Origin of the sequence: Nocardia jiangxiensis NBRC 101359 (genome assembly GCF_000308615.1) — a bacterium.
GTDB lineage: Bacteria > Actinomycetota > Actinomycetes > Mycobacteriales > Mycobacteriaceae > Nocardia > Nocardia jiangxiensis.
The window spans coordinates 1-25,376 of the sequence record NZ_BAGB01000165.1 but is presented as its reverse complement, the minus strand read 5'-3'; the positions used below and the strand labels follow the sequence as shown (position 1 = coordinate 25,376).

Below are 25,376 nucleotides of genomic sequence, written 5' to 3'. Positions count from 1 at the left end.
AGGCACCCAGGAGCGGTTCACGCCCGATCGTGCGCACGACTCCGCACAGCCACTGGAACTGTGCCTTAGCCGGGACAAGGAGACAACGAAAGTCATGACCGGAATCGATGCATCGGCATTCACGGGGTATCTGGGGCGGATCCGCGTTCTCGAAGTCGGCGACGAACTAGGTGAGTACTGCGGAAAGGTGCTTGCTGGCCTCGGTGCTGACGTCGTCCGGATCGAGCCACCGACCGGTGAGGTGACGCGCACCTACGGCCCGTTCTACGAGGACGTGCCGGACCCGAATCGCAGCCTGCACTTCTGGCACTACAACGTGGGCAAACGTTCGGTGACCCTGGATCTGGAAGCCCCTGCCGACCAGGCCGAGTTTCGAATACTGGCCAAGTCGGCCGACATCGTGATCGATTCTCGTCCCCGCGGGTACATGACTGAACGCGGCATCGGCTACGAGGAGATGGCCGAGGTCAATCCCGGGCTGATATGGGCGAGGATTACACCTTTCGGCGACTCGGGCCCGTGGGCGGACTACGAGGCCAGTGATCTCGTACACCTCGCGCTGGGCGGAGTGATGATGAATTGCGGGTACGACCCGGACCCGACGGGGTTCTACGAAACCCCGCCGATTGCGCCACAGATGTGGCAGGCGTATCACATCGCGGGTGAGATGACCGTGATCGCGATCCTCGGTGCGCTGAACTACCGACTGGCCGACGGCGGTAAGGGACAATTCCTGTCCACCGCTGTGCACGAGGCGGTCAGCAAAAACACCGAGAACGACATTCCCAATTGGATTTTCGAGCGTCAGACCCATCTGCGTCTCACTTGCCGTCACTCGATGCCGCAGGCCAGTGGACCTGCGCTCTCGGCAACCAAGGATGGTCGTTACCTGTTGCCGTACCGCACGTATCTGCGAAGCGCTCTCAGCCCCTGGGACGGCACCGTCGAACTGTTGAAGGACTACGGATTCCAAGCCGACCTGGACGACTCGAAGTACGACGGTGACCACCGCTACACTCCCGAGGCGATCGAACACATCCAGGTTCAGACCGACAAGCTGGTCTCCCGACTGCTGTTCGATCGTGACCTGTGGCGACAAGCTCAGGAGAAGAACTTGCCCTGGGCCGCGGTACGGCGCCCCGAAGAGAACATCGACGACGACCACTGGCAGGCCCGAAACGCTTTCGTGGGAATCCATCACCCGGAGCTCGGCCGGTCATTCACCTACATCGGCGCCAAATGGCTCGATCATGACGTGGCGTGGCAGCACGGACCGCGACCACCGATGATCGGCGAGCACAACGACGCGGTTCGCCGCGAATGGACAGCCACGATCGTCGAGCACAAACAGGTTCAGGTCAACGAGCGATCCAAGCGGCAACCGTTGATCAGCGAGCACGGGAAGCCATTTGCGCTGTCCAACGTCCGCGTTATCGATCTGAGCTGGATGCTGGCATCGGCGGGTGCCGGCCGGTTCCTGAGTGCTCTGGGCGCCGAAGTCATCAAGGTAGAACACGAATCGCGCTGGGATGGAATGCGCTGGAGTCGAGGAATCCCGCCCGAGGGAGGACGCACCGCAAGAGAGAAGGCAACCAGCCCGCTCACCATCCCTCCGGCGTCCACGCCAAACGAGAGTGGCGCGTTCATGGAGATCAACTCCGGCAAGCTCTCGATGTCGCTCAACCTCAAAGACCCCTCGGCGCGCGAGCTGCTGGAGGATTTGATCCGCGACGCGGACATGATTGTCGAAGGCTTCTCGCCCGGGACGATGGTTCGTATGGGGTTGTCCTACGAACGAATGAAGCAGATCAATCCCAGCATCATCTATGTCCAGCAGTCCGGTTTCGGCGAGTACGGCACGTACGGCCGCACTCGTGCGTACGGACCGACCGCCGCGGCCATCGCGGGTATCAGCGAGATGTCCGGACTGCCGGAGTCGTACCCGCCGGCAGGAATCGGCTACTCGTACCTTGACTGGTTCGGCGCCTACAACATGGCCAACGCGATGCTCGCGGCCCTGTACCGGCGAAACGCCACTGGGCTGGGATGTCATATCGACGCCTCGCAGGCTGAGACTGGGCTGTACCTGACTGGATCGGCGATCCTCAATTTCACGGCAAACGGGCGCCGGTGGCAGCGTTATGGCAACCGATCGCCTTACAAGCCTGCTGCCCCTCATGGTGCTTACCGGACCGCGGGCACCGACCGATGGATCGCATTGGCCAGCTTCACCGAGGCACACTGGTCGGCGTTGATCAGTGTCCTCAGCCTCGACGCTCTGGCGGATGATCCCCGTTTCGCGACGCTGGAGCGACGACTGGAAAACCTCAACGAGCTCGATGCGCTGATCACAGAGGCGACCCTCGAGTGGGACGGCTTCGAGCTGATGACAGAACTGCAGCAGCGCAAGTTCCCCGCTGGCGTTTGCCAGAATGCGCAGGACCGCTATGACAACGACCCCCAGCTGAAGGCCTTGGACTGGCTGGTCGAACTCGATCAGGCGTACATCGGCCGATGGCCTGTCCGGGAGTTGCCGACAAAGATGTCGGTCACTCCGCCCTATATCGGCGGCCGGCTCAATCGTTCGGGCCCGAGCTACGGCCAAGACACCGACTACGTCCTCAACGAGATCTTGAAGCTCGATGAGAGCGCGATCCGGAAGCTGCGCGAAACCGGCTCACTCTGACACCCACCGCGGAGCCTTGTGCGCATAGCCACGTTGACGGCCGAGGCGTCAGCGACTGCCAGAGCATAGGACCAGTCCCACCAGGCTCCGCTCGTCTGCTCTTGTCTCGCTGTAGGAGGAACGATGGTCGACAAGCACCAGTTTCGGAACAAGGTTGCGATCGTTGGATATGGCATCACAAAGTCGCGCCGGCACGCGGACGTCCCGATCGCGAGCCTGGCGGTCGAGACTGCGGACCAGGCGATCAAGGATGCTGGCCTCACCCGAGCCCAGATCGATGGTGTTGCGACCGCAACGAGTCTGCCCGCTTACGGCAGCAATCGGGTGCTCCGTCCTGGCTACGGATTCGTCGACGCCGACTTCCTGATTGAACACATGGAGTTGGATACACTCTGGTCCTACGACGACGTCTCATTTCCGCCGGCTGTGGTTCGCGCAGTACAGGCGGTGGCCTCGGGAGCGGCAAGCTATGTGCTTCTGAACAGGACCTTGCACAATCCTGCCGGTCGCTACAATTCGTTCACTGAAACTCTCGCCGGAGGTGAAACGCAGTGGACAGCGCCGTACGGCTATGTCGCGGGGACCTCCGGCATAGCGATGCCGTACATGGAGTACCAGAAGCGGTACGGAATGAAGCGCGAGCACATGGCAACGCTTGCGCTACAGATCCGGAAGAACGTCCAGTCCATACCGGAGGCGTATTGGTACGGCAAGGAGTTGACGTTCGAGGACTACATGACAGCTCGCACAATCAGCGAGCCAATGTGCCTGTTCGACAACGACATTCCGGTCGATGGCGGCGGCTCGTTCATCGTTACCACTGCGGAACGTGCAGCCGACATGCCACACCAGCCGGTGTACATCACTGACTGGGGCCTGGTCCAGAACACCTACAAGCCAATTCCGGGCACCCTGGGTTCGCTCGACGCGATGTTCGAGCCGACCCGGTACATGGCGAAAAAGCTGTGGAATCGAAGCGGGTGGCACCCGTCCGACGTGGACGTTCCACAGCTCTATGATGGCTTCCTACCAGTCGCGCTGTGGTGGATGGAGTGCCTGGGATTCTGTGGTATCGGCGAGGCGTGGCAGTACATTCAGGACGGCCGCATAGACCCGAAGGGTGAATTCCCTCTGTTGTCAGGCGGCGGCAACATCGGCTGGGGTCGTATCCACGGCATTCCACACATCCTGGAGAACTACCTGCAGTTGTCGGGTCGTGCCGGTCATCGCCAAATCAGCGGGGCAACGACCGGTATCTCAACCTACAGCGTGCCCGGCTTCGTTCACGCAACCACTATCCTCTACAGCTCCGACAAGTCGTCCTGAGCATCGAGGACCTTCTTCATCCAGCACCAGGAGGACAAGTTGGGCGAGTACGGCAAACCAATTCCCTGTCCGGACGAGGACACCGCACCGTTCTGGGAGGCCGCACGCAGGCACGAACTGGCCTTTCAGCGATGCAACCACTGCGGGACTTACGCCCACCCTCCCGTGGCGTTCTGTCGACACTGCCACAATGTGTCCCATCCGTCGTTCGAATTTGCGCAGATAAGCCCCCGCGGCAAGATCCTGAACTGGACAGTCATGTATGACGCGATGGTGCAGGGCTTTGCTGATGAGGTCCCGTGGGTACATGCGCTGGTGTCGTTCGACGTCCAGCCCACCCTGAACCTCACGGCCACGCTGGTCGACGGCGATACCCACCGGCTGCGCTTGGGTGCCCCCGTCGACATAATCTTCAGAGATGTCGCGGAGGGAGTTACGCTGCCCTTTTTCAAGCTGTCGTAGCGCGAGAACAGCAAAGAGTGCCCGCAAAACTCGCAGATCGGTTTTGCGGTCCCGGTGCGTGAATACTGCCGATGCCAAGACTTTGCAGCACTCGACCGCCAGGCCTCGAGCGAAGGTGGCGGTGAATAACACCGCCACCCGACTTCCGCTACTCGGCGGCTTCTCCCTGTTCGTCAACGACCATTTGCTCGTATCCCAGAGCCTGCGTCTGCATCCACATGGCCTTCGCTGGCTCTTCCCCATTGTTTACGTACACGTGCGGAACGGTCGAGTCGAACGCGGCGACATCACCGACATTCAGATCATAGGTTTCGAATCCGAGCTTCAGCATCAACGTTCCCTCGTAAACGAAGCACAACTCAGCACCATTGTGTCGCACGAGTGAGCCATCCGTGGACGACGCAGTCCCGGGCGGCAATGTCGTCACAAAACTCTCAACCGCCGCACCGATAACCCCGGTAGGCAGTTGCGACAGGGTTACACCGCCGGTCATTTGAAGTACGGGGTACGAACCAGCACGGAAGACCGGGCCTGCGGAATCGTCGGTCTTACGTGACACGGCTGGACGACGTGTAGCCGAGGGCGAACTCGAATCCGTCGAACCCGAACTCATTGCCACAAACACGTCATCAAATGTGAGCCCGAGTTCCGTGACCACGGCCTTCAGCGTCGCCACCGATGGCAGCGTCTTACCGTTCTCGATTTGAGATAGCAGCTGGGGCGAAACGCCCACTTTGCTTGCCAGCTGACGTAAAGTGAGGCCTTGGTTCCGTCGCCCAGTACGAAGACGTGCACCGACCATGGGATCGGGCGCGGGGCGTACCTTCACGCCAGCCGCAGGGTCAGGGTCAGACACTTCAGCTCCAGTCGGTCATTGCCATATCTAGGCACTGTACAGTTTTATTGAATAATACAGTAAAGCCCAGCTAGAGGCATGCAGCCCAGGCTCGGCCTGCGAGCGGGCCCTCACCCCTACATCCAGCTGAAATCCCCTTTTTCCTGCGGCAATCCCGGATCTAGAGCAACCCGGTCATTTCACTCACCCCAAGGATTAATAGCTGTAATGCATCAGTCATGCAGCTCGACCTACCGCTGCCGCAGCAACATCTCAGCATGACCGCAATCAACCCAGCGGATTCCCGACATGAAAATGACTGGGGCACTTGATAATTCAAGTGGGTGACTCCAGATCGAAGACGACGATCGATCCCGCCCCCAAGGTCGTACTTCGTTTCGGACCGAGGACAGAACCTCAATAAGTGCCGAGCATCACCCTGATCACGTGTGAGACATCAGTAGATGATGAACGAAGCGACCGGGAGCAGAAGGGGCGAACCCATCGGCGAACCGCGGCGATCAGGACCGACTCAGCAGTCAGCCAGCCGGTTCATGAGCTGCGCCGCGTCGGCCAACGTCCGCCGCTCAGTCGGCGATAGGCGTTGTTCAATCGCCCGTTCAAGCCAGGCTTCACGTAGAGCGGGAATGCTCGCGAGAAGGTCCCTGCCCGCGGGAGTGATCGAGACCAGCATCTTCCGGGCGTCGGTGGGGTCCGACTCGCGGGCGACTACCCCTTCTTCACAGAGAGCCGCGACAGTCGACGACCGCGCCTGCGGACGAACACATTCCGCCGCCGCCAAGGCACTGAGCGTGGTCGGCCCCTCGCTGGCAATGCGATTCAGCGTCGATAGTTGCGACCACGTCCAGCGCGAGCTACCGGTCGCGAACTCGGTCCGCAGTCGCGCTCTCAGACGTAGTACCGCACACGAAAGCTGGTGGGCAATGTGGCAGGCAAGCGGAACGGCCAAGGTGTGTGCTCCATCTCGGTTGATGGACATAGCAAGCCAGACTAGTCTAGTTTAGACAGGCAGGCTGCTAAGTCTAACTGTGCAATGAGCCCGCCTGCAAGCCTCGGCAGCCTCGCAAGGCCGCGAGTCGCCACATATTCCACAATGCGAAGGAGGGTCACGTACGTGACCGATACGAGCATCGTTCCGCAGCAAACAGCGCTGATGCTGATGGACTACCAACCGGCAGCCCTGGCTACCGTCCCCGACAGCGATGGAGTGGTGGAACGCGCCCAAACAGCCCTCGAATGGGCGCGCGAGCGTGGGATCAAGGTCGTGTTCGTACGAGTAGCCTTCGCACCCGAGGACTACGACGCGATCCCCCATCACCACAAGACGTTCGGACCGGCACGCCGCGGCCGCCTATTCGCCGACGGAGACCCGAAACTCGAGATCGTTTCCGCCCTGGATGTTCGCGATGACGACATCGTGGTCCGCAAGACGCGTTACGGCGCCTTCAGTACGACCAATCTCCACACCCTCCTGGGCGATTCATCGATCGACACCTTGGTGATGGGCGGAATCTCCACCGCTGGCGTGATGCTGTCCACGGTGCGGGAGGCATCCGACCAGGATTACCGAATCTTCGTCCTGGCCGACGCCACCGACGATCCCGACGCCGAGGTTCATCGAGTCCTCATCGAGAAGGTCTTCCCCCGGCACGCTGACGTCATCACAACGTCCGACCTGGACACCCTGGCTCACACGGCCTGACCAGCGCCGCTTCGCGGCCCCAACGATGCGCCCGCGAGTGTGGGGAAATACACAGCCTGCCTGAACAGTTTAACTGTACAGGCAGGCTGTGTAGTTGATACTCTTGTGTCATGGCGGGAGGTTCAACCCCGGCCTGATGAGCGATAACCGCGCGACCCGTGTCGACAGCCTCGTCGCGGTGTTCACCCGCCAATGCCAGCCACGACTGAGCTTCGGTCGAACACGAAGTAGACGGAGAAATCAATGACACCATCAGAGGCACCATCTGCCACCCGAGGTGGCACGCATCGAAGGACTGGCACCTCGTTCAATTCCGGCTCCAGCAAGTCTCGCAAGGCATTTTCGTGGCAGTTCTGTACGCCGCTGTTCATGACTTCGGCGCTCAATCCCATCAACAGCGCCCTGATCGCGACAGGCCTGGTCCCGATCGCGCACGCTCTCGGGACGTCAGTCGGCCAGACCGCCATCCTGGTGTCCGCGCTCTACCTCGCCAGTGCGATCGCGCAGCCCACAGCTGGAAAGCTGTCCGAGGTACTCGGCCCGCGACGGGTGTACCTCGTCGGCACGGCTTTGGTGCTGGTGGGCGGCATCATTGGTGGCTTCGGAAGCGATCTGACTACGCTCACCGTTGCACGCGTGCTCATCGGTATCGGTACATCGGCCGGATATCCGGCGGCCATGGTGATCATTCGCCGCCGAGCGAGCCTGGAGGGGATGAACGAACCGCCAGGCAACGTGCTCGGTGGCCTGTCTATCGCCGGCACCGCGACCGTTGCAGTAGGCCCTCCGATCGGAGGCGTTCTTCTGGCCATGTTCGGCTGGCGCTCGGCCTTCTTCGTCAACCTTCCGGTTACGATCCTGGTCCTGCTGATGACACTGGCTTGGGTGCCGAAGGATGATCGGTTCGAGCGTCGTCCGCTAGGTGAAATTGCCCGTCGCGTAGATGCCAGCGGAATTGTGCTGTTCGGCGGGATGATGAGTGCGCTACTCGTCTTCCTGCTCTCACTGCCCTCTCCTGCATGGTTGCCTCTGGGCATCTTTCTAGCCCTAGGCATCGTGCTCGTGTGGTGGGAGTTGCGCGCATCGTCACCGTTCATCGACATGCGCCTGCTCGCTTCCAATATGGCGCTCACCCGCACCTACCTGCGCGGCGCACTCACCCTGCTGGCCTTCTACACCGTGCTGTTCGGTCTCACTCAGTGGCTTGAAGCTGGCCATGGATTGTCTACCCAAGCCGCCGGCCTGATGCTGCTACCGATGGGGGTTCTCGGCGCAATTGTTGCGCGGCCGGTTGCGGCACGAAACCTCGTCCGTGGCCCGCTGGTACTCGGCGCAGCAAGCTTGGTGGTCGCCTCCGGTGCCGTGGCACTGTTCACTTCAACCACACCACTGGTAGCCATCATCGGCGTCACTCTGTTGTTCGCCGTCACCCTGGGCACTACTACCGTATCCAACCAGACCGCCCTCTACGTTCAGGCACCTGCCGAACAGGTAGGAACCGCGGCCGGACTGTTCCGCACCTTCGGCTACCTCGGCTCGATTGCCTCGGCAACCATCACGGGAACCGTCTTCCGCCACGATGTGACCGATTCCGGCCTGCATGTGACAGCCGCGATTCTGGCCGGCGTCAGCATCGTCGTCCTGGCCCTGACTGTGCTCGACCGCAGCCTCGCCAAGCGACAAACCTTTCCGAAGGCAACTGTTACGGAGCCGCAGGATGCATCTCACAATCAGCTGGCACCGACGGACAAGTATGAGATGTTCGTGCAGGTTCTGACTCGGAAGGTCACTCGCGACGAGGCAGCTGAGAAATGGGGGGTGGATCAGTCGACGGTGGTATCGATCTGCCGCACAGCAAAGGAAGGTGCGCTCGACGCGTTGGATCCAACCCGGCAACCTACGCAGCGGGCCGAACTGGACACCATAACTACCGCCCTCGAAGCCGCCAGAGCAGAGATCGAGCTGCTGCAAGCAACGGTCACAGAACAAGCCCTCGCGTTCGATGCACGACGGGATTAATTCACCATCTCCGATTGCACTCGAGACGCCCGATATCCCGAAGCGCTGACGGTTACGACAACTATTTCAAACCGTTGAGAGCAGATTCCCCGCCAGCAATGGCGACATTTTCCGCCGACTGCCGTGAGCAGGTAGATCAAGCTAGCCGCTGTCGAATAACCGAGGATTATCAACCACGCCGAACCGGGGCGTACCCAACATCGGATCCAAAAGCCTGGCGCCGACGACCCACTGAGAAGAATTCGATTTACTCCTGGAGAGAGGGGATTTAAATGAATGGCAAGAAATTCGCTGCTGCTGCGGTGTCGGCTGCCACAGTTATCGGCCTGTGCGCTGGAACGGCGTCCGCCGCTCCAGCGTCGGGAAGTGTGCCCACACAGGAGATTCACTACACCGCGAAGGTAGCCGATAAATCTGTGGTTCTGTCGACCGATTCCGGCTCTTTGGCGGTTCGAGATAATCAACTGAATATCCTGGATGTACATGGTGGTGAGGTTGCCGCGATCCCACTGACCTACAGAATGAATAACCTCGATCACCCAATCAATGCAGCGGTTACAGGCCGGACTGTAGTGTTGACCCCGAATACGACTCCGGCTGCTGCCACTCCGGCTCCGGATGTTTCGCCCGCCAGCGTCGTACCGGTTGACGGAGCCTTGAAGCATGTTGCAGCGACCTACCCGAGCGCGGACAAGCGGTCCTCGGATGCATTGGGGACCCTGGTGCAGCAGCTCACCGTCGGAAGTATGTTGAGCGGGATGCTCGGTACGGTAGTCGGCGCTGGTATCGGATGTATCGCAGGGCTTGTAGTGGGTGCAGCGGCAACGACTCCGGTGGCATGGTTGCTCGGGGTAGGGCCGATCGCGGGTTGTGTGGGTGGTGCGGTGCTGTTCGCTCCTATCGCTGGTATCGGCGGCACTCTGTTGGTCGGTGGTCCGATCGCTGTCGGTGCGTTGTTCCAGTATTTCCAGACGATGAACGCTCCGATTGTGCCACCGGCGGGCCCGCAGCCGGGACACTGACCAGGTAAACGCTCAAACCGTCGAGCAGAGAAGTCAAAGGGTCCACTCGACGGTTTGAGCGCCGATTCTTCGCATCGAGACATTCTCGGCCTAAAGCGGAGGGCGAGACCGCGAAACCCGCCGACGATCATTACCCGTGAGCGATCCGGGGTGGCAAGCGGGGATATCGAAAATCAGCAGTCGGCGAGAGACTCCATGATTCGCGCGGCGTTGGCCAGCGTTTCGCGCTCTGCAGGAGACAGATGCCTTTCAATGGCGGCCTCGAGCCAGGTTTCACGCATGGTAGGAATTCTGGCGAGCAGTTCGGCGCCTTCATCGGTAATGGAAATCAGCGTCTTGCGACCATCGTTGGGATCCGATCTCCGTGCTACGAGCCCTCCGTCGAGCAGGGCCGAGACAATAGACGCCATCGACTGGGGACGAACATGCTCGGCGACGGCTAACTCGCTGACCGTGGCGGAACCCTCTTGAGCGATACGGTTGAGCGTCGTGATCTGCGACCACGACCACTTCATATCAGTCGGCGCCGACTCAGCCCGCAAACGCGCCCGCAAACGAACCATCGCATGGGTAAGGTCTCCAGCGATGTCATGAGGCAACGGTGCAATCATAAACAGACAGTGTACCTGTTTAGGCTGTCTGTATGATATTTGGTCGATATGGGGTCTGCTGAGAACACTGCGAGGCGTTTCGCGACCGCGGCGCATTACGGAACCGGCCACGCCCGTCAAGATGCCCCACCGCGCAGCCTTGAATGCAACGGTGCCCATCTGCTGGTCGTCCCGCACCTGCGTTGACCCGGTCCACGATGACCAGCGACCGGTACTTCAAAGTTCAGCTTGCGACCGGTCCCGTAACGTCCCGAGCGTGGCCAAACCGATCACGGCTGCGAACACGATGTAGAACGATGGACTGATAGCGATGCCGGTCGAGGCGACCAAGGCAGTTGCGACGAGGGACGCCGCCCCACCGCCTATGACACTTCCGAGGTTGTATCCCAGGGCCACCCCGGTGTAACGGAACTCGTTCGGGAACTGCTCGGCGAAAGCGGTGAAGTAGACGGCAAGATTCAACCCGTGGAACAAGTTCAATATCAGTACCAGAACAGCCGCGGCGATCAGATTCACGTCCATCAAAAGGTACGCAGGGATAGCCAACGCTATGAACCCGCCAAACCCGATGGTCATGATCCGGCGGCGCCCCCACTGATCGGACAGGTGCCCGGCGTACACCATCACCGTGGCAGACGCGAGGGTAAAGCTGGCCGCGAACCAAACCGACACGGACACCGGGTAGCCCAGCTCGGCGAAGTGCACGACCAGGTACAGAGACGACAATTTACCCGTCGTGGTGACAGCGAACGTTATCAGCGCAACCTTCAGCAGGCCCTTCTTGCGGCGGGCTAACACACCTGAAACTGGCGCCTTGACCGGCGTATGCTCGGCGACCATCTGCTGGAAAATCGGAGATTCCTCGACCCGCAGCCGGTAGATCAGGCAGACGATCAACAAGGGTACCGAGATCAGGAAGGTCGCGCGCCAACCCCAGGTTGCGAGGGCGTGTCCAGGCAAAAGGCTGACCACCCCCACGACCACGGCAGCGAGCGTCGCACCAATGGTGGCACCCAGAGATGTCGAAGACCCTAGGATGCCGCGCCGCTTCCTCGGAGCGGATTCCGCGACCAGGACCGCAGCGCCACCAATTTCACCCCCCGCCGCGATGCTCTGCCCGATCCTCAACACTGTCAGCAAGATCGGCGCCGCCACCCCTATCGTGGCGTATGTCGGCAACAGGCCGGTCAGCGCGGTCGCTACTCCCATCAGCGTCACAGTCAGCAGCAGCGTGGGCCGCCGCCCCCGCTGATCACCGAGCCGGCCGAAGATCACAGCACCAAGCGGCCTCGCGATATACCCGATCGCATATACACCCAATGTCGCCAATAGCCCCACCATTTGATCGTGAGCCGCGAAGAACAGGGGGGCTATAGTGGTAGCTAGATACGCATAGATTGTGAAATCAAAAAACTCGATACCCGTACCTACCGCTGCGGAAATGCCCGCCCGCCTTGCAACGGATGCACGTTCCACAGAGAAGCTACGCGGTTGCACCGGCGGTTCGGACTCGAAAATCGCCATTGATTCGCTCTCTTGATCGCCTCCTGGTCCACTTTCGGGTTCCCAGGCCTACATAGATGCGGCTGGAAGCCGCCTCTTCCCACACTCCGCGGGACGATCATCTAAACCGGCCTGCGCAGATGCGTTATTACTATATTGAACTCTTGTCACTACGACCGAACGGCGATCCAAATTACATGGGCACCTCCCGCTGACCCTATCCGCGGAATACCAATAGGACCGCCGATTTCGGGCACCCGTGCGAGCTCACGACGGTGTCGCCTAGTCGATCGGCCCCGGAGAGAAGAGAGGGAGTTCGACGTACGAGCGGTCGGCATTGCCGTGCGCGCTCAGGGACATCGCAACCTGCCCACCGAGCAAATCCACAGTCTGCGGCGTATCGACAATCCAGTCGCGGACGGAAGTTCGGCGAGCAATCTTCCAGATCCCGCCCCGGCATTCGTAGCGACTGAAACTGCGTACCGCCGAAAATCGCTGGTCGACACCAGGTTCCAGGATGCGATGGTAGGAGATGCGGTGGATCTCTCCCTCTGCCTTGTCACCGTCGATGCGGTATGCCTCGTTGAGCACATAGTGAGCTGTGCTGTCGATCCGGCTCATAAATCCGCCGAAAACCCAATCGACGAACTCTTCCACTGGACCCTGGAACATCCCGCCATGATCCTCTACGGCGTCATCGAAATACACCGACCTGAATAGTTCACGATCGCGGCGGTCGATACCGCGACAGTACGCCATCTCGAGATCGTGCAGACGCTGCTTGACCAGCAGTTGATGCACCGCATGCCGATCTAGCTCCGAGTCATGGCTCATGACCCATTCCCTTCTGTCGATACTAGGATGAGACGAAGGCGATCCAGTCAGCTGACGAGTCGGATGCCTATGTATCATACTTTGCTACTAATCCACTTTGTGGCGGTCGAAATACCACACTTCTATTGGTCAAGCGACGTGCCGTCCGAAATACATTAATATCGTTGTCATGATGAGCGGAAGATATCCCGCCGCAGCTGCCCTCCAGGGCTGGATATCCAACGAACTGGAGCACCCTCGCGGATACAACCACAGCTGCATGTATACGTCACCCGCGCGGGCGAATTCGCTTTCAGCACTATCCGGGCCGATCTTTCGGCCGATATCCATCCAGCGCGTCCAAATCGAGGTGACGCTCGACTACGATGACGATGGGCTCGATCCCGAACAGACGAATACCCTCGTCCAGTTGTCAGATCAGGTTCGCGGCATCGCCGAGTTCGCGAACCCACAGGTTCCAGAGCCGATCCAGGACCTTGTCGACGGTCGTCGCGATCTCCCGACTTTCCTGACTCGACAGATAGGTCACGTCACCGAGAGCAATCGACTGTAGCTGGACGCATGCGTTCATCCGTGCGTAGACCGAGCGGTAGACCGCCTGAGTCAACGAGGTTCCCACCACCGAGACTCCGTGCGATCGCATGAGCACCAGCGGAGCCGCACCCAGTGATGCGGCCAGCGCGTCCCCGATCGCCGAGGAGTCGATCAGCACGCCGGTCAGTACACCGTCGATGGCGAAACGGGGTGCGCCGTCGCCTAGAAACGCAGCCGAGTGCAACAGCGGTTGGAGATCGGTGCCGGTCACACTGAACGGGATCATATCGGGGGCGTGACTATGAACAACAGCATTCACGTCCGGACGGGCTCGGTAGATACCGGAGTGGATGTGCCGCTCCAGGTAGGTGTGCCCACCATCGACCGGCTCACCGGTGACGACATCCATTTCCAGCAGGTCGTCCCGGGTCACAATCGCAGGTGCCAAGCCGCGAGCGAGCAGGAACCGGTCTGCCCGGTCCGGGTGGCGCACACTTACATGACCCCACCCATCGACCACCCCTTGCGCCGCAAGGATACGGTTGGCCATCACCAGTTCTGTACTCGGTTCGCGGATATCGGACACAGTGACTCCCTTGTTATCGATGACTTGCTTTGCGGTAGAGGCGCTGGACTACGCGGGGAATCAGGCCATGCCTACCTGCTGCGGTCCTCGGTGAACTTGAAGGATTTTGACGGCTTCCGCGGGCGTTGCCGGACGTCGACCATAGATCTTGGCGATCTGGACCGCCTGCTCGACCTGCTGATGGTTGCGGTGAGCGACCGATCCGTCGGCCAGGTAGATACTCTGCTCGAAGCCAACGCGGATGCACTCGAAGCCCAAGGCCAACGCAGTGGTCACTGCTTCGAAGGCCATCGGCCCGTCACCGCAGTGGTTGCGGATCGCGTTCGGGAACATCCGCTGCCCCTCGTCCTGCAGATGCAACAAAGTCCGATGATTCGGCACGAACGACGGCATCAGCGGATACAGAAACCCTATGTAGGGAGCCGACGGATCGATGCCCTCAGCGGCGAGATACCGCATGACCCGATGCAGCGCCGTCACGTGCGGAATCTCGAACTCCACCATGGAACCTCGGCTGTAGACCGTGCGAATCGTCTCCTGCAGAAACCGCCCGGACGTGGGGAACGACGCCTCCCCATCGCAGCCACCATGGGGGTCATAGAAATCGATCGAAACAGCCATCGCACCGTAATAATCCGGCTCGGGATCCAAATTCAGCAATGCCAGACGCTCTTTATCTCCCGGAAACACATAATCACCAGTCTCCGGGTTCATCCTGATCCCGATCCCATTCGTCGTCTGAATCAGCAGATTTGTCTTGTCCCGAATCAGGCCAATGATCTCGTTGTAAACGGCGGGATCGCCGGTGGTCTTTCCTTGCGCGTCGCGCCCATGGAAGTGCAACACCGTGGCGCCGGCTTCCTCGCAGCGCATCGCCTCTTCGATGATGTCCGGCACGCTGCTGGGAACAAAGGCTCCATCGCGACTCTGCTGAGCGCCACCATTCAAGGCCGCGACAATCACAACAGGCGATTCACTCATGTTATTTTCTCCATTCATGTTTGATAGTGATGCAGCTCGAACAGGTCTCCGAAGCCGCGATTGCATATGATTCTCAATCAACCAGAAAGACTAAGGAACGGCTTTCGAAGCAACTTAACTTCCGAATACCGCCTGGGTAACGGTCTGGCTGGAAGATCTCCGCTTATCGCTGAGCAGACGCCGTTTCGATATCCACATCGAGGGCTGTGGCAGTCTTTTCGTCTTCGTAGGTGACCTTTTTATTGAGCCCGTTCCGGTGGTCGAGGTGCTGGACGATGCCAGAGTCAACAAGTTGCGCCTGGCCGATGATTTCCTCCGGCTTCGGCCCATATTGCGAGGCAAGGCTATTGAGATACCCGCGGTCGAGCCCGTAGAAGTTGATCGCGTTGTCACCGAGAATGGCGCGTGCGTCGACCTCCGGTACATCGTTGAGCACGAGTCGCAGGAAATCCTGTGTGTTGGGCCAGGTGCTTTCCGCGTGCGGGTAATCGGTGCCGAACATCGTCTTGCTCAACCCGATCTTTTCGCGGACATCGAGGTCCGACACCCGCATGAAGGTGGGTGTCACCGCGCAGTTGCGCTGCCAATATTCCCAAGGCGAGCGCTTCAGTACGCCGCCTTCTTCCTGGTTCCTGCGGGTCAACGCGTCCAGCGTCGGCGGGATCCAGTAGCTGCGGATCTCGGCGAACACAACCTGCAACTCGGGGAACCGGTCGAACACCCCGGCCCACATCATCTGCCAGAGCGGGCGCCGCTCGTCGAAAATGCTCTCGAAGATCTGCGCTAGGGCATCTGGCCCGTCTCCAGCCCGTGCCAAAGCACCCCGGATCCGCTCCAACATGAAGCCCTGCGGTTTTCCGCTGCCAGCATGCAGATGAACCTTAAGCCCGTGTTCGCAACATGCAGCCCACAGTGGATCCCAAAACCGATCGTAGACCGGCGGCAAGTCGTTCTCGGCACCAGCGAATCGCGGCGGATAGATAGCGACCATGCCCTGCTCCGCCGCCCACTTCACAGTGTTTGCCGCAGCTTGCACGTCGGGCCACGGGTAGGTTTGAGCCACGCCGAGGAACCGCTTGCGATCAACGCTGCAGAAATCTGCCAGGAACCGATTGTACGCGGTAGTGCCCGCCGCCCGCAATTCATCGAAGACCCGGCGCGTTCCGGGGTTTGCCCACGGAATGACTGCGATCGGACCACCTGGATGCAGAATTTCGGCCACCACACCCTCATCGGCCTGGATTCCTAGCCGACGGTGCGCGTCGAAGAAGCCCGCGACACCCCCCGAGGTGATCGCCCCGCGCTTGTCGATAACCTGGAGAACCTCCGGACTGAAAGGGTATCCCAGTTTATGGAACAGAGACTGGAAGACCAGATTGTCTTCAATGTACGCGTCGAACTCGTCGCGGTACTTTGAATCCACGTATGGTCGATATTCTTCGGCGGGAAGACCCACATGCGAGTCGGCCGAGACGATAGTGAAAGGCACACCTGAGTCGGGGCGGCCTGCGCCGGAGGTTTGCTTTGACATGGTTTTTCCTCCTGTCTGATCAGCGGTCGAGGTTATCGGCGGACAAAGCCGGGAAGGCCGTCGTCAAATTCTTGGTCGAGGGCCGCGAAGTAGTTGCCGGCTCCGCCGTGGTAGCTGAGTGCTCCGACGGGCTTACCAGGGATGTTCGCGCCCAGGAACCATGAATTAACAGCTGCGCCCCTGACCAGCAACGTTCCATCGAGTAGTTCAGGGATAAGGCTCGTCCATTTGTCGGTCGCCTCGGTGGTGGGTTCGATGAACCGTTGCTCCTTCAAGCATCCGGGCGATTGTTCGTCCGATCCATCGGACTTCGCGGTCGATGACCACAGGGATGTTGGCGAAGGGCACGTGCGGACCACCGACGAGGAAGAGATTGGGGAAGTCGTCTACCATGGCGCCGAGGTTCGTCCTGGGCCCTTCTCGCCATTTGTCCAGCAGATGGACCCCACCGCGCCCGATGAGGTCGATGCTCCGGTAGCTGCCGGTGACAGCATCGAATCCGGTGGCAAAGATGATTACGTCGACCTCGTATTCAGTGTCCGCGGTGCGCAGCCCGTTGCGAGTCGCGTCGACGAGCGGATTCCGGGATACGTCGACGAGGGTGACGTTGTCGCGATTGAAGGTTTCGTAGTAGGAGTGTCCAAGTGGGGGCCGCTTTGCCAGCAACGGGTACTGCGGCGAGAGCAGCTCCGCGGTCGCTGGGTCCCTGACGATCTCGTGGATCTTCTTGCGCAAGAACCCAGAAGTGGCGCGGTTGGACTCTTCATCGCCCTGGACGTCGTCGAACGCTTCGAACAGATACCGGAAGCCACCTTGCTTGTATGCGTGCTCGAGGATCTTTTCCTGTTCTTATGGTGTCACGTCGCTCGGCTTACGGTTGGCGGCGTTGAAGGGCAGCGCGTAAGGCTGATTGAATACCTTCTCCCAGATCGCATCGTAGTTGCTGCGAATCTCAGTCCAATCCTCCTCCCCGAGCGAATGGTTGCCCGAGGGGATTACCCAGTTCGGAGTCCTCTGGAAGACGATCACATGTTCGGCCTGCTGAGCCACCAGAGGAATAATCTGGACACCGCTGGCGCCGGTACCAATGACGGCAACCCGCTTCCCAGTGAAGTCGACGGGCTCATGCGGCCATCGGGCGCTTTGATACCATTTCCCCTGGAAGCTGTCCAAATTGGGGAACGGCGGCCGATACGGGTGGGACTGGTGGCCCAGACCAGTGAGTAGAAACCGGGTACGGTAAGTTTCGCCGGCATCCGTCGTCGCGAGCCAGGTCTCGCTGTCCTCGTCAAAAGTTGCGGCGACGAGCTGCGTGTTGAACTGCATATCCTTGCGCAGATCGAATTTCTCAGTCACGTATGACAAGTATCGGTGCACTTCGGGCTGGGTCGGGTAGCGCTCGCTCCAGCTCCACTCGTTCAGGACCTCCGTAGAGAAGCGGAATGCGTACACCCAGCTCTCGCTGTCGGTGCGTGCTCCCGGGTATCGATTCCAGAACCAGGTCCCGCCGACATCGGATCCGGACTCCACGACCCGTACCCGTAGCCCCAGCTCACGGAGTTCGTACAAGGTGCGGATGCCAGCGAATCCGGCACCAACAACGATGGCGTCGAAGTCTAGTGCGGCGGCGTCGGCGGGGTCGGCGGTCTGCGCGTTGAGGTTTTTAGACATGTACCTTCATCTTTCGAACTGATAGGTGGTTGAGCAGGTGTGTACCATTCGGCCGTCAGGTGAGTCCGAGACGCGGACGCAACCACCCTCCGATTGCGGCGATAGTCGCGTCCGCCTCAGGGGCGCGGCCCGCCATATAGGTGTGCACGTGCTGCATGCCGCGATTCACATCGAGAGTCGCACTGACCCCGGCCTTTTCGGCTAACGCAGCGAAACGCACTGCGTCATCCCGCAATGTCTCGTGTGTGCCACAGGATAGGTAGATCGGCGGTAGACCAGTGAGATCGGCATATAGCGGATTCACCAGCGGATCAGTCGCCGACCCGCGCTCCCCCAGATACAGCGACACCAAGCCAAGCGATTTCACCTTGGTCAGAATCGCGTCGTTACGCGCATCGCTGTCGACGTTCCGGCTGCGGCCGTCGACATCGTAGGCCGGTGAAATCGCGACGATCGCGGCCGGCAACTCAATGCCGTTGTTGCGCAGCGCAAGAACCGCGCCGGTCGCCAGATTCCCTCCCGCAGAGTCACCCACCGATGCAATATGACGCGCCGCGTAGCCCTGCTCCAGGAGCCAGCGGTATGTGCTCACCGCGTCCTCGAGTTGTGCGGGACAAGGATGTTCGGGTGCACGCCTGTAGTCGAGGACCAGCGCGCGTACGCCTGCGGCTTTCGCCAAATGCGCCGCCATCTTGCGGTGACTGTCCGCCGAGTTGGTCACGAACCCACCCCCGTGGAAATACAGCAGGACCCGATCGCTCGCAGCATCCACTGGGATACACCACAAGGCCCGGCACGACCCAGCCATGCCCTCCTCATAGCTCACTCCTACGGGCTCACTCGCCAGAGTGTGCAACTCCTCGAACATCGCACGCAAAGCGGGGAGTCGCATGTCCGAATCGGCAGCCATCCGGTCGGCCATGTCCTGATACTGCGCACGCAGCGCATCGGACTCCAGGCTCGACATCGTTGTCTCCTTCACCAATTTCCTACTTCCCCAATCCGACTGGCTCGGCGATCCGCCTCGCCAGAAATACATTGACCGGCCGCTATTCCCCGATAGCGCATGTCCCGATATAAGCGCAGCGATAGTAAACCCTGCCACTCCGCATGGGCATCCAGGCCGTTTGGCCAGTCGAACTATTCAATAATTCCGCTCAATTGTCTGTTCAATTTTAATTGCCATGCATCTTGGCCTGGAACCCTGCGGCAGCGCCGCTAGGTCGATTTGATTACTCCTTGGTCGGCCAGGTCGGCGATGTCGTCGGCGCTATAACCAAGTTGATGCAATACAGCCTGGGTATCACCGCCTAGAGCGGGTGGCGACGTAAATTCGCCGCCAGGACTCGTTTCGCTCTTGATCGTCGCGCCCAGAGTTCGAAAGTAGCCACCGTTGCGGTGCGGTGCTCGTACGACCATTTCGCGATGCGCGACTTGCGGGCTACGCAGAGCGACGTCGATCGTGTTGATCGCCGCAACCGGCACCTCGGCATCCATCAATGCTCGTTCCAGGCTGTCTCGGTCCCACTTACTCATTTCGGCTCGCAGCACAGTGATCAACTCGTCGCGATGAGCCAACCGATCAGCGTTGGTGGCGAATCTTTCGAGCCCGCACAACTCCTTGCGGTCCAGCACCGTGCAGAGCGCCTGCCACTGCTCCTCGGTATTGGCCGCGATTACGATCTCGCTACCGTCCCTGGTTACGAAGGTGTTGTACGTGGGGATCGACAAGTGCTCCCTGCCCTGGTGAGTTGCGACCAGTCCGCCCGTGAAATAGTACTGCGCCAGGTAGGACAACAGGCTGAGTTGACAATCCAACATCCCGACATCCAGATGGGTACCCCGCCCGGTGGCATGGACCGTTTGCAGTCCAGCCAACGAGCCGATGGCCGCGTACAACCCCGCTGTGATGTCACCGATCGGCACGCCCGCACGCACACTGGGTCCACCAATCGGGCCGGTCACACTCATCACCCCGGCCAGCGCCTCCACAATGATGTCGTAGGCGGGCCGATCCGCAAACGGGCCGCTCGATCCGAATCCCGTCACCGATACACTCACGATGCGCGGATTAACTTGGGCCAGTTCCTCGTAGTCCAAGCCCAGCTTCTTGCGCTGCGGCGCACGCAGGTTGTCCAGGATAATGTCAGCGTCGGCCACGAGCTTTCGCAATATATTCTTGCCCTTGTCCGTTCGGATGTCCAGGGCGATTGACCGTTTATTTCGATTAATCGACATGAAGTAGGCACTGTCGCCCTGATGAAAATATGGCGGATTGGCTCGGGACGAATCACCCACCAACTGCTCGACCTTGAGCACATCTGCCCCGAGGTCAGCCAATACCATTCCACCAAACGGCCCCGCTAGGAACCGCGTCAAATCCAGGACCTTCACGCCATGTAGTACTCCCAAGCGCCGTCCCGGCGGGACCGCATCAGCAGCCTCCGCATTCGTCGTTACCGCCTGGTTCGTCATCACATCAGCTCCCATCGGACCAACGTCACCTCATTGGTCACAGACTCGAACACCGCCCCGACTTTCCGTCCGATATCGGCGGTACTCGGTTGCGAGCGCATCAGCCCATACATCCTGGGCCCCTGGTCAAGCTCGACAAGGCCCACTACGTAAGGGATTTCATCTTTGAATGCCGGATTGAACGCCAAGTGATACTCCGCATAGCTATAGAGGCTGCCGACCGGGGAGAGCTCCGTCCACTCACCACCGGGAGCCAGGCACTCGTTGCACGCCGGCCCTGGTGGCCAGCGGAGGTAGCCACAGGAGCTGCACCGCTGCACGACCAGCCTGTTCTCGCGAGTGGCCTCCCAGAATGGCGCGGTCAGCGAATCGTTCAAATCCGGAACGGGGCCAGCGTACTCATTCACGATTCGCTCCGGATGGTCAAGATGGTTGCGGCGCCCTTAAAAAAGTCGTGGGTCTGTGCATGCAGCGCGCATTCGGCGTCCGCAACTTGTCGGTCGCCACACTCTCCGCGCAATTGCTGCACGCACTCATATAAATGCAACCAATTCCACATATAAGCTTCGGAGAGCTGACCGCCGTTGGTATTGACCGGTAGGGATCCGCCGGGCCTCGTGTGTCCCTCAGCGACAAACGCACCCGCTTCGCCAACCCCGCAGAAGCCGTACCACTCCAGTTGTTGCAGGACCCAGACCGACGTTGCATCCTGCAGGTAGGCCAGGTCGATGTCATGGGGAGCCAGGCCGGCATCGGCGTATACACGACTCGCGATATCGGCGATCCATGGCCGCATCAGCTTGTCTGGATTCTGATCGTTGCGCATTGCTGATTGCTGAGCCATGCTCGCGAGATAGATAGGTTTGGTGCTCAGATCCCTAGCCCTTTCAGCTGTGGTCATGACGACAGCGGCCCCACCGTCAGAGATCATTGTCAGGTCGGCACGCCGCAGGGGGGCAACAACGTAAGGGCTGGCCAAATAGTCCTCGATAGTCATCGATTTTCGAAAGATCGCCCGCGGATTCTTTGCAGCCCACTCGCGTTGGGCGACCGACACCCAACCCAGCTGATCTTCAGTCGTGCCATATTTGGCCATATGCCGGCGAAATGCCATCGCCGCCGGGCCTGCGACGTGAATGAACCCCGCCAACTCCGACCAATTGGCCGCGCCTCCGATCGGCGTCGCGAAATTCGCCTTGGCACTGCGTTGATTTGTTCCGTAGGTCAGCAGCACTGTGTTGGCCAGCCCAGCTTGGATGGCCATCGCCGCGAGGTGCAAGGAGAACCCGCACGCACCGTACTCGAGCGTTGTGCTGAACGCGGGGTTGATGCCGAGCAGGTAACCCATGTCCTCATCGATGCCAGCGTTGTCGGCCGACAGAGGTGGCTTGCACGTAACGAGCCCGTCGATATCGCTCAGATCGATGCCCGCGTCAGCCAGGGCAAGCGCCGCCGCACGCACCGCGATCTGATTCCCCGTTTCGCCTGGAATCTCCCCCTGCTCAGTCACACCGACACCTGCGATAGCCGTCCGGTACCCTGTGCGCATCAACGACTCCTCGCCATCGATGCAGAGCTGGCGCCTGTAATACCTCGCCGGAAACCGGCACGGCGCAGCTCCTCAGTGACAATCTTGCTCGTTTCCCGGACACAGGCGCCGACCGTCTCGGTCATGGACTCGGCAAACCGCTGCTCCGGAATAGTCACACAAACGTCGCCGAACACATTGCCGCCAGCGTCAAATATCGGCGCCGCGAAACCAACGGCACCGACGGTGCGCTGGCCATGCGTTACAGCGAACCCGCGAGCGCGGACATCCCCCAACGCCGCCTCGACATCTTCAGCAGTCACCAACGTGCGGTCAGTGAGTGACGGGAGTCCTGCCTCATAGACAGACTCGCGCTCGGACTCCGGCAATGAGGCCAAAATTGCGAGACCGCTTGCGCCGGAATGGATCGGCATCCAATGGTTGACTTCCGAAAGGTACTGTACCGGATGCGTACTCGGTACGACGTCAATAACCATCATCTGGCCGCGTCCAGCATCATAGACGCCGAAGAGCACGGTCTCACTGCACTCAGCGCTCAACGCCTCGAGATGCCGACGCACAAGCCGAACAGGCGACATCCGCGCGGCCACCGAATGGCACACGCGATACAACTCGACACCCGGTACGTAGTTACCATCCTCGTCGCGTTCCAACAGCCTGCGGCCCTCGAATATGCCGAAGATCCGGTGCACAGTCGCCGGCGACATCTCGAGACTGCGCGCTACCTGCCGAATACCCCACGGCGGCACGGGATTCGCCGCGAACCACGACAACACATCCAACGCTCGCGCGACCGGCTCTCGCTCACCTGTCATTACAGCTCCTCCGTTGCTTACCAAAGCCACAACACGACCCCCACCGCTTACCGCCGCAAGAACTGTTTCGTTTGACGGAACAGGTGTTCGCAAGCATGTTTGCAGTGTTACCTCTGAATAATCTTGTGTCAAGACTTGATAGCCAAAGGGAGAGAAGAGTTAAGCAAAATTGGTAGTGGGCACCGAATTTGTTCCGCTCAACAGAACACTTCAGAAATTTCGGTACCACGTTAGTCGTTCGCTCTTTGGCGAGGCCAGCCGAGAAGTTCAACGAGGCGAACGTGACCGGTTCCGGCTATGCGATTGACCATGTGTGATCGTCGGGCTATGCGGTGGCGACCTCGGCGGCAGTCTGGTTTCCTGTCGACGGCAGGCACACGCAAGTTCCCCCCGACACGGCCCTGGTGCTCGGCGGAGGCGTCCCCGTCAGCAAGCCTCGGAGGATGCTGTCGAAGCCGCGCGCCGAACACAGGCGTCTCAACTACTGCTGCCCGCAGATATCCAGAGGGCCGGGCTCAGTTGGACGCGCTGTTCGTCGAGAACGACGGTGTTCGCTTCGGCGCTCACGGAAGCACCACGTCCCCAACCGCTTCCGCGCTCGGTGAGCGGTTCCCATAGCCGACTCGCCCAGCCTATTGCTGCCGGGCGAAGCGCCGGATGCGCCTCGCCCGGGCGTGCCCTCAGAGGTCGGACTGCTCACGATCGTCAAATACGGCAACTGTTCCGAGGCCGATCACGGAGACGATGACGATGTAGAAAGCTGGGCTTATCAGTACTCCGGTCGAGGAAACCAGAGCGGCGGCCACAAGCGATGCGGGGCCACCACCGAAGGCAGTGCCGAGGTTGTAGCCAAGAGAGACACCGGTGTACCGAACATGCTTCGGAAACTGTTCCGAGAAGGCAGTGAAGACGACACCCGTGATCAAACCGTCGACAACGTTCAAGATCAGGCCAGCGAACAGAGCCGCGAGAAGGCTTGCGGCCATCAACATATAGCACGGTATCGCCAACACTATGAATCCGACGAAGCCCACCGCCATGACCCTTCGACGGCCGAACTGATCCGACAACTGTCCTGCATAGGTCATGACGGTTCCAGAAACAAACGTGAAACCAGCTGCGAACCACACCGATTGCGCGACGGGATAACCGAGCAGATGAAACTGCACAACCAAGTACAAGGACGAGAGTTTCGCGGCGGTATTCAGCGCATACGAGGTCAGGGTGACTTTCAGGAGAGCCTTCCAGTGATTTGCGACAACATCCGACACCGGAGCCTTAGGAGGAGCAGTTTCGGACGCCATCTGCTGGAAGACAGGCGACTCCTCGACACGCAGCCTGTAGACCAGACAGACGATCAATAGAGGCACGGCGAGCAGGAAGGGCACACGCCATCCCCAGCTCGACATCGCATGTGCCGGCATGACGCTGACAGTGCCAACCACAACGGCCGCGAGTGTCGCGCCTCCTGCTGCCCCGATCGCGGTCGAAGATCCGAGGAACCCTCGGCGCTTCCGCGGTGCGGACTCTGCGACCAGCACTGCCGCACCGCCGAGCTCTCCGCCCGCGGCTAGACTTTGGACGATTCGGAGCACTGTCAGCAGCGTCGGAGCTGCCACACCGATGGCCGCGTAGGTCGGCAGAAGGCCAGTAAGCGCGGTCGCCACACCCATTACGGTGATGGTGATCAGCAGCGCCCGCCGCCGCCCCTGCCGGTCGCCGAGCCGACCAAAGTATATCGATCCGAGCGGCCTTGCCACGTACCCGACTGCATAGACTCCAAGGGTGGCCAGCAGGCCGGCTACTTCATCGTGCTTGGAAAAGAACAATGGTGCGATGATAGTAGCCAGGAACGCATAGATCGTGAAGTCGTAGAATTCAATCGCGGTGCCCACCGCAGCCGATATACTTGCTCTTCTTGCAATGGTGGCACGTTCTGCCACCTCAGAACTCACGCTCGATAAGGGTTTATGCTCGGGGGATAACATGTATATTCTCCAAATTCTCGACGAGTCCGCGCCTTGCAGGGCGGACCACAGGCATGATTGAGGCGCGCGATCGGACGAATTCCTCTGAGGAATCCGTTGCGCCCGAGTCATACTCCGGCAATCGGTCCTGGCCTACACGGCTCAGTTCAGATCGCCGTTCTTCTATCACTCGACCACGGCTCGCGCGCCGGGCCGCGTCAGCCTAGCGCCCAGTTATTGCCGTTG

Annotated in this window: 22 protein-coding genes; 6 read left to right on the top strand and 16 right to left on the bottom strand. The window is 60.2% G+C overall.

The genetic code is table 11. From position 1 onward, the window contains the following. The first annotated feature begins 94 nt into the window (after window positions 1-94). The 3 genes from ON40_RS39885 to ON40_RS49395 all read left to right on the top strand — a co-directional run bounded on the left by ON40_RS39885 (window position 95) and on the right by ON40_RS49395 (window position 4,474). A complete protein-coding gene (locus tag ON40_RS39885) occupies window positions 95-2,686 on the top strand; it encodes a CaiB/BaiF CoA transferase family protein (RefSeq protein WP_083896300.1) in 2,592 nt (863 codons plus the stop codon). Window positions 2,687-2,809: 123 nt separating this feature from the next. Next, window positions 2,810-4,012 (top strand): thiolase family protein, encoded by a 1,203-nt coding sequence (locus ON40_RS39880; protein WP_040830725.1) that lies wholly within the window; start codon window positions 2,810-2,812, stop codon window positions 4,010-4,012. A gap of 39 nt (window positions 4,013-4,051) precedes the next feature. Next, window positions 4,052-4,474 carry a Zn-ribbon domain-containing OB-fold protein gene (locus ON40_RS49395; RefSeq protein WP_040830724.1) on the top strand — a complete coding sequence of 141 codons (423 nt, stop codon included), beginning with the start codon at window positions 4,052-4,054 and terminating at the stop codon, window positions 4,472-4,474. Window positions 4,475-4,622: 148 nt separating this feature from the next. Here ON40_RS49395 and ON40_RS50805 read toward each other — a convergent pair whose 3' ends face one another. Together ON40_RS50805 and ON40_RS56390 are read right to left on the bottom strand one after the other, a co-directional pair. After that, window positions 4,623-5,276: a helix-turn-helix domain-containing protein gene (locus ON40_RS50805; RefSeq protein ID WP_083896299.1), complete on the bottom strand. Its 654-nt coding sequence runs from the start codon at window positions 5,274-5,276 to the stop codon at window positions 4,623-4,625. Between the two features lie 565 nt (window positions 5,277-5,841). Then, window positions 5,842-6,309: a MarR family winged helix-turn-helix transcriptional regulator gene (locus tag ON40_RS56390; RefSeq protein ID WP_083896298.1), complete on the bottom strand. Its 468-nt coding sequence runs from the start codon at window positions 6,307-6,309 to the stop codon at window positions 5,842-5,844. A 135-nt stretch (window positions 6,310-6,444) separates the two neighbouring features. Here ON40_RS56390 and ON40_RS39860 point away from each other — a divergent pair, with 135 nt between their 5' ends. The 3 genes from ON40_RS39860 (at window position 6,445) to ON40_RS52815 (ending at window position 10,073) form a co-directional block, all read left to right on the top strand. Further along, a complete protein-coding gene (locus ON40_RS39860; protein WP_157186743.1) occupies window positions 6,445-7,032 on the top strand; it encodes a cysteine hydrolase family protein in 588 nt (195 codons plus the stop codon). A gap of 369 nt (window positions 7,033-7,401) precedes the next feature. Then, complete coding sequence (locus tag ON40_RS39855; protein WP_063713193.1) at window positions 7,402-9,051, top strand: MFS transporter; 1,650 nt, start codon at window positions 7,402-7,404, stop codon at window positions 9,049-9,051. A gap of 272 nt (window positions 9,052-9,323) precedes the next feature. Beyond that, entirely contained in the window at window positions 9,324-10,073 is a 750-nt protein-coding gene (locus ON40_RS52815; protein ID WP_157186742.1) for a DUF8020 domain-containing protein, read from the top strand. 173 nt (window positions 10,074-10,246) lie between these two features. On the opposite strand, the gene ON40_RS39845 is transcribed toward ON40_RS52815, so the two are convergent. From ON40_RS39845 to ON40_RS39785, 14 genes are all read right to left on the bottom strand, one after another. Next, the gene (locus ON40_RS39845) at window positions 10,247-10,684 is read right to left on the bottom strand and encodes a MarR family winged helix-turn-helix transcriptional regulator (protein ID WP_040830797.1); all 438 of its coding nucleotides are present in this window, start codon (window positions 10,682-10,684) and stop codon (window positions 10,247-10,249) included. Window positions 10,685-10,900: 216 nt separating this feature from the next. After that, window positions 10,901-12,208 (bottom strand): MFS transporter, encoded by a 1,308-nt coding sequence (locus ON40_RS39840; RefSeq protein WP_063713192.1) that lies wholly within the window; start codon window positions 12,206-12,208, stop codon window positions 10,901-10,903. Between the two features lie 261 nt (window positions 12,209-12,469). Then, window positions 12,470-13,021, bottom strand: coding sequence for a nuclear transport factor 2 family protein (locus ON40_RS39835; protein WP_040830722.1), 552 nt, complete (start codon window positions 13,019-13,021; stop codon window positions 12,470-12,472). A gap of 412 nt (window positions 13,022-13,433) precedes the next feature. Beyond that, a complete protein-coding gene (locus ON40_RS39830) occupies window positions 13,434-14,105 on the bottom strand; it encodes a class II aldolase/adducin family protein (protein WP_063713197.1) in 672 nt (223 codons plus the stop codon). Window positions 14,106-14,201: 96 nt separating this feature from the next. Then, window positions 14,202-15,122, bottom strand: a complete 921-nt coding sequence (locus ON40_RS39825; protein WP_157186741.1) for a beta-keto acid cleavage family enzyme — start codon at window positions 15,120-15,122, stop codon at window positions 14,202-14,204. 163 nt (window positions 15,123-15,285) lie between these two features. Beyond that, window positions 15,286-16,653, bottom strand: coding sequence for an amidohydrolase family protein (locus ON40_RS39820; protein ID WP_083896292.1), 1,368 nt, complete (start codon window positions 16,651-16,653; stop codon window positions 15,286-15,288). Window positions 16,654-16,860: 207 nt separating this feature from the next. Then, entirely contained in the window at window positions 16,861-17,388 is a 528-nt protein-coding gene (locus ON40_RS54120) for an NAD(P)/FAD-dependent oxidoreductase (protein ID WP_218008957.1), read from the bottom strand. A gap of 114 nt (window positions 17,389-17,502) precedes the next feature. Continuing rightward, complete coding sequence (locus ON40_RS54115) at window positions 17,503-18,324, bottom strand: flavin-containing monooxygenase (RefSeq protein ID WP_218008956.1); 822 nt, start codon at window positions 18,322-18,324, stop codon at window positions 17,503-17,505. A gap of 55 nt (window positions 18,325-18,379) precedes the next feature. Continuing rightward, the gene (locus ON40_RS39810) at window positions 18,380-19,291 is read right to left on the bottom strand and encodes an alpha/beta hydrolase (protein ID WP_040830717.1); all 912 of its coding nucleotides are present in this window, start codon (window positions 19,289-19,291) and stop codon (window positions 18,380-18,382) included. Window positions 19,292-19,542: 251 nt separating this feature from the next. Continuing rightward, on the bottom strand, window positions 19,543-20,814 hold the full coding sequence (locus ON40_RS39805) for a CaiB/BaiF CoA transferase family protein (RefSeq protein WP_083896291.1): 1,272 nt from the start codon (window positions 20,812-20,814) through the stop codon (window positions 19,543-19,545). After that, window positions 20,799-21,206: a Zn-ribbon domain-containing OB-fold protein gene (locus ON40_RS39800; protein ID WP_040830715.1), complete on the bottom strand. Its 408-nt coding sequence runs from the start codon at window positions 21,204-21,206 to the stop codon at window positions 20,799-20,801. The genes ON40_RS39805 and ON40_RS39800 overlap by 16 nt, the downstream gene beginning before the upstream one ends. Further along, window positions 21,203-22,309: a thiolase C-terminal domain-containing protein gene (locus tag ON40_RS39795; protein ID WP_245568197.1), complete on the bottom strand. Its 1,107-nt coding sequence runs from the start codon at window positions 22,307-22,309 to the stop codon at window positions 21,203-21,205. Before ON40_RS39795 ends, ON40_RS39800 begins: the two co-directional genes overlap by 4 nt. A 38-nt stretch (window positions 22,310-22,347) precedes the next feature. Then, on the bottom strand, window positions 22,348-23,163 hold the full coding sequence (locus ON40_RS39790; protein ID WP_083896290.1) for an IclR family transcriptional regulator: 816 nt from the start codon (window positions 23,161-23,163) through the stop codon (window positions 22,348-22,350). Window positions 23,164-23,843: 680 nt separating this feature from the next. Continuing rightward, window positions 23,844-25,058, bottom strand: coding sequence for an MFS transporter (locus tag ON40_RS39785; protein WP_218008955.1), 1,215 nt, complete (start codon window positions 25,056-25,058; stop codon window positions 23,844-23,846). Window positions 25,059-25,376 lie beyond the last annotated feature (318 nt).

What these genes read in the sequence shown, in the direction of transcription:
- ON40_RS39845 (WP_040830797.1), bottom strand. Translation starts at nt 10,684, where the DNA reads ATGATTGCACCGTTGCCTCATGACATCGCTGGAGACCTTACCCATGCG.
- ON40_RS39855 (WP_063713193.1), top strand. Translation starts at nt 7,402, where the DNA reads ATGACTTCGGCGCTCAATCCCATCAACAGCGCCCTGATCGCGACAGGC.
- ON40_RS39820 (WP_083896292.1), bottom strand. Translation starts at nt 16,653, where the DNA reads ATGTCAAAGCAAACCTCCGGCGCAGGCCGCCCCGACTCAGGTGTGCCT.
- ON40_RS39835 (WP_040830722.1), bottom strand. Translation starts at nt 13,021, where the DNA reads ATGAGCCATGACTCGGAGCTAGATCGGCATGCGGTGCATCAACTGCTG.
- ON40_RS52815 (WP_157186742.1), top strand. Translation starts at nt 9,324, where the DNA reads ATGAATGGCAAGAAATTCGCTGCTGCTGCGGTGTCGGCTGCCACAGTT.
- ON40_RS39805 (WP_083896291.1), bottom strand. Translation starts at nt 20,814, where the DNA reads ATGGGAGCTGATGTGATGACGAACCAGGCGGTAACGACGAATGCGGAG.
- ON40_RS39880 (WP_040830725.1), top strand. Translation starts at nt 2,810, where the DNA reads ATGGTCGACAAGCACCAGTTTCGGAACAAGGTTGCGATCGTTGGATAT.
- ON40_RS39885 (WP_083896300.1), top strand. Translation starts at nt 95, where the DNA reads ATGACCGGAATCGATGCATCGGCATTCACGGGGTATCTGGGGCGGATC.
- ON40_RS54115 (WP_218008956.1), bottom strand. Translation starts at nt 18,324, where the DNA reads ATGTCTAAAAACCTCAACGCGCAGACCGCCGACCCCGCCGACGCCGCC.
- ON40_RS56390 (WP_083896298.1), bottom strand. Translation starts at nt 6,309, where the DNA reads ATGTCCATCAACCGAGATGGAGCACACACCTTGGCCGTTCCGCTTGCC.
- ON40_RS39830 (WP_063713197.1), bottom strand. Translation starts at nt 14,105, where the DNA reads ATGGCCAACCGTATCCTTGCGGCGCAAGGGGTGGTCGATGGGTGGGGT.
- ON40_RS39840 (WP_063713192.1), bottom strand. Translation starts at nt 12,208, where the DNA reads ATGGCGATTTTCGAGTCCGAACCGCCGGTGCAACCGCGTAGCTTCTCT.
- ON40_RS39825 (WP_157186741.1), bottom strand. Translation starts at nt 15,122, where the DNA reads ATGAGTGAATCGCCTGTTGTGATTGTCGCGGCCTTGAATGGTGGCGCT.
- ON40_RS39810 (WP_040830717.1), bottom strand. Translation starts at nt 19,291, where the DNA reads ATGTCGAGCCTGGAGTCCGATGCGCTGCGTGCGCAGTATCAGGACATG.
- ON40_RS39790 (WP_083896290.1), bottom strand. Translation starts at nt 23,163, where the DNA reads ATGACAGGTGAGCGAGAGCCGGTCGCGCGAGCGTTGGATGTGTTGTCG.
- ON40_RS50805 (WP_083896299.1), bottom strand. Translation starts at nt 5,276, where the DNA reads ATGGTCGGTGCACGTCTTCGTACTGGGCGACGGAACCAAGGCCTCACT.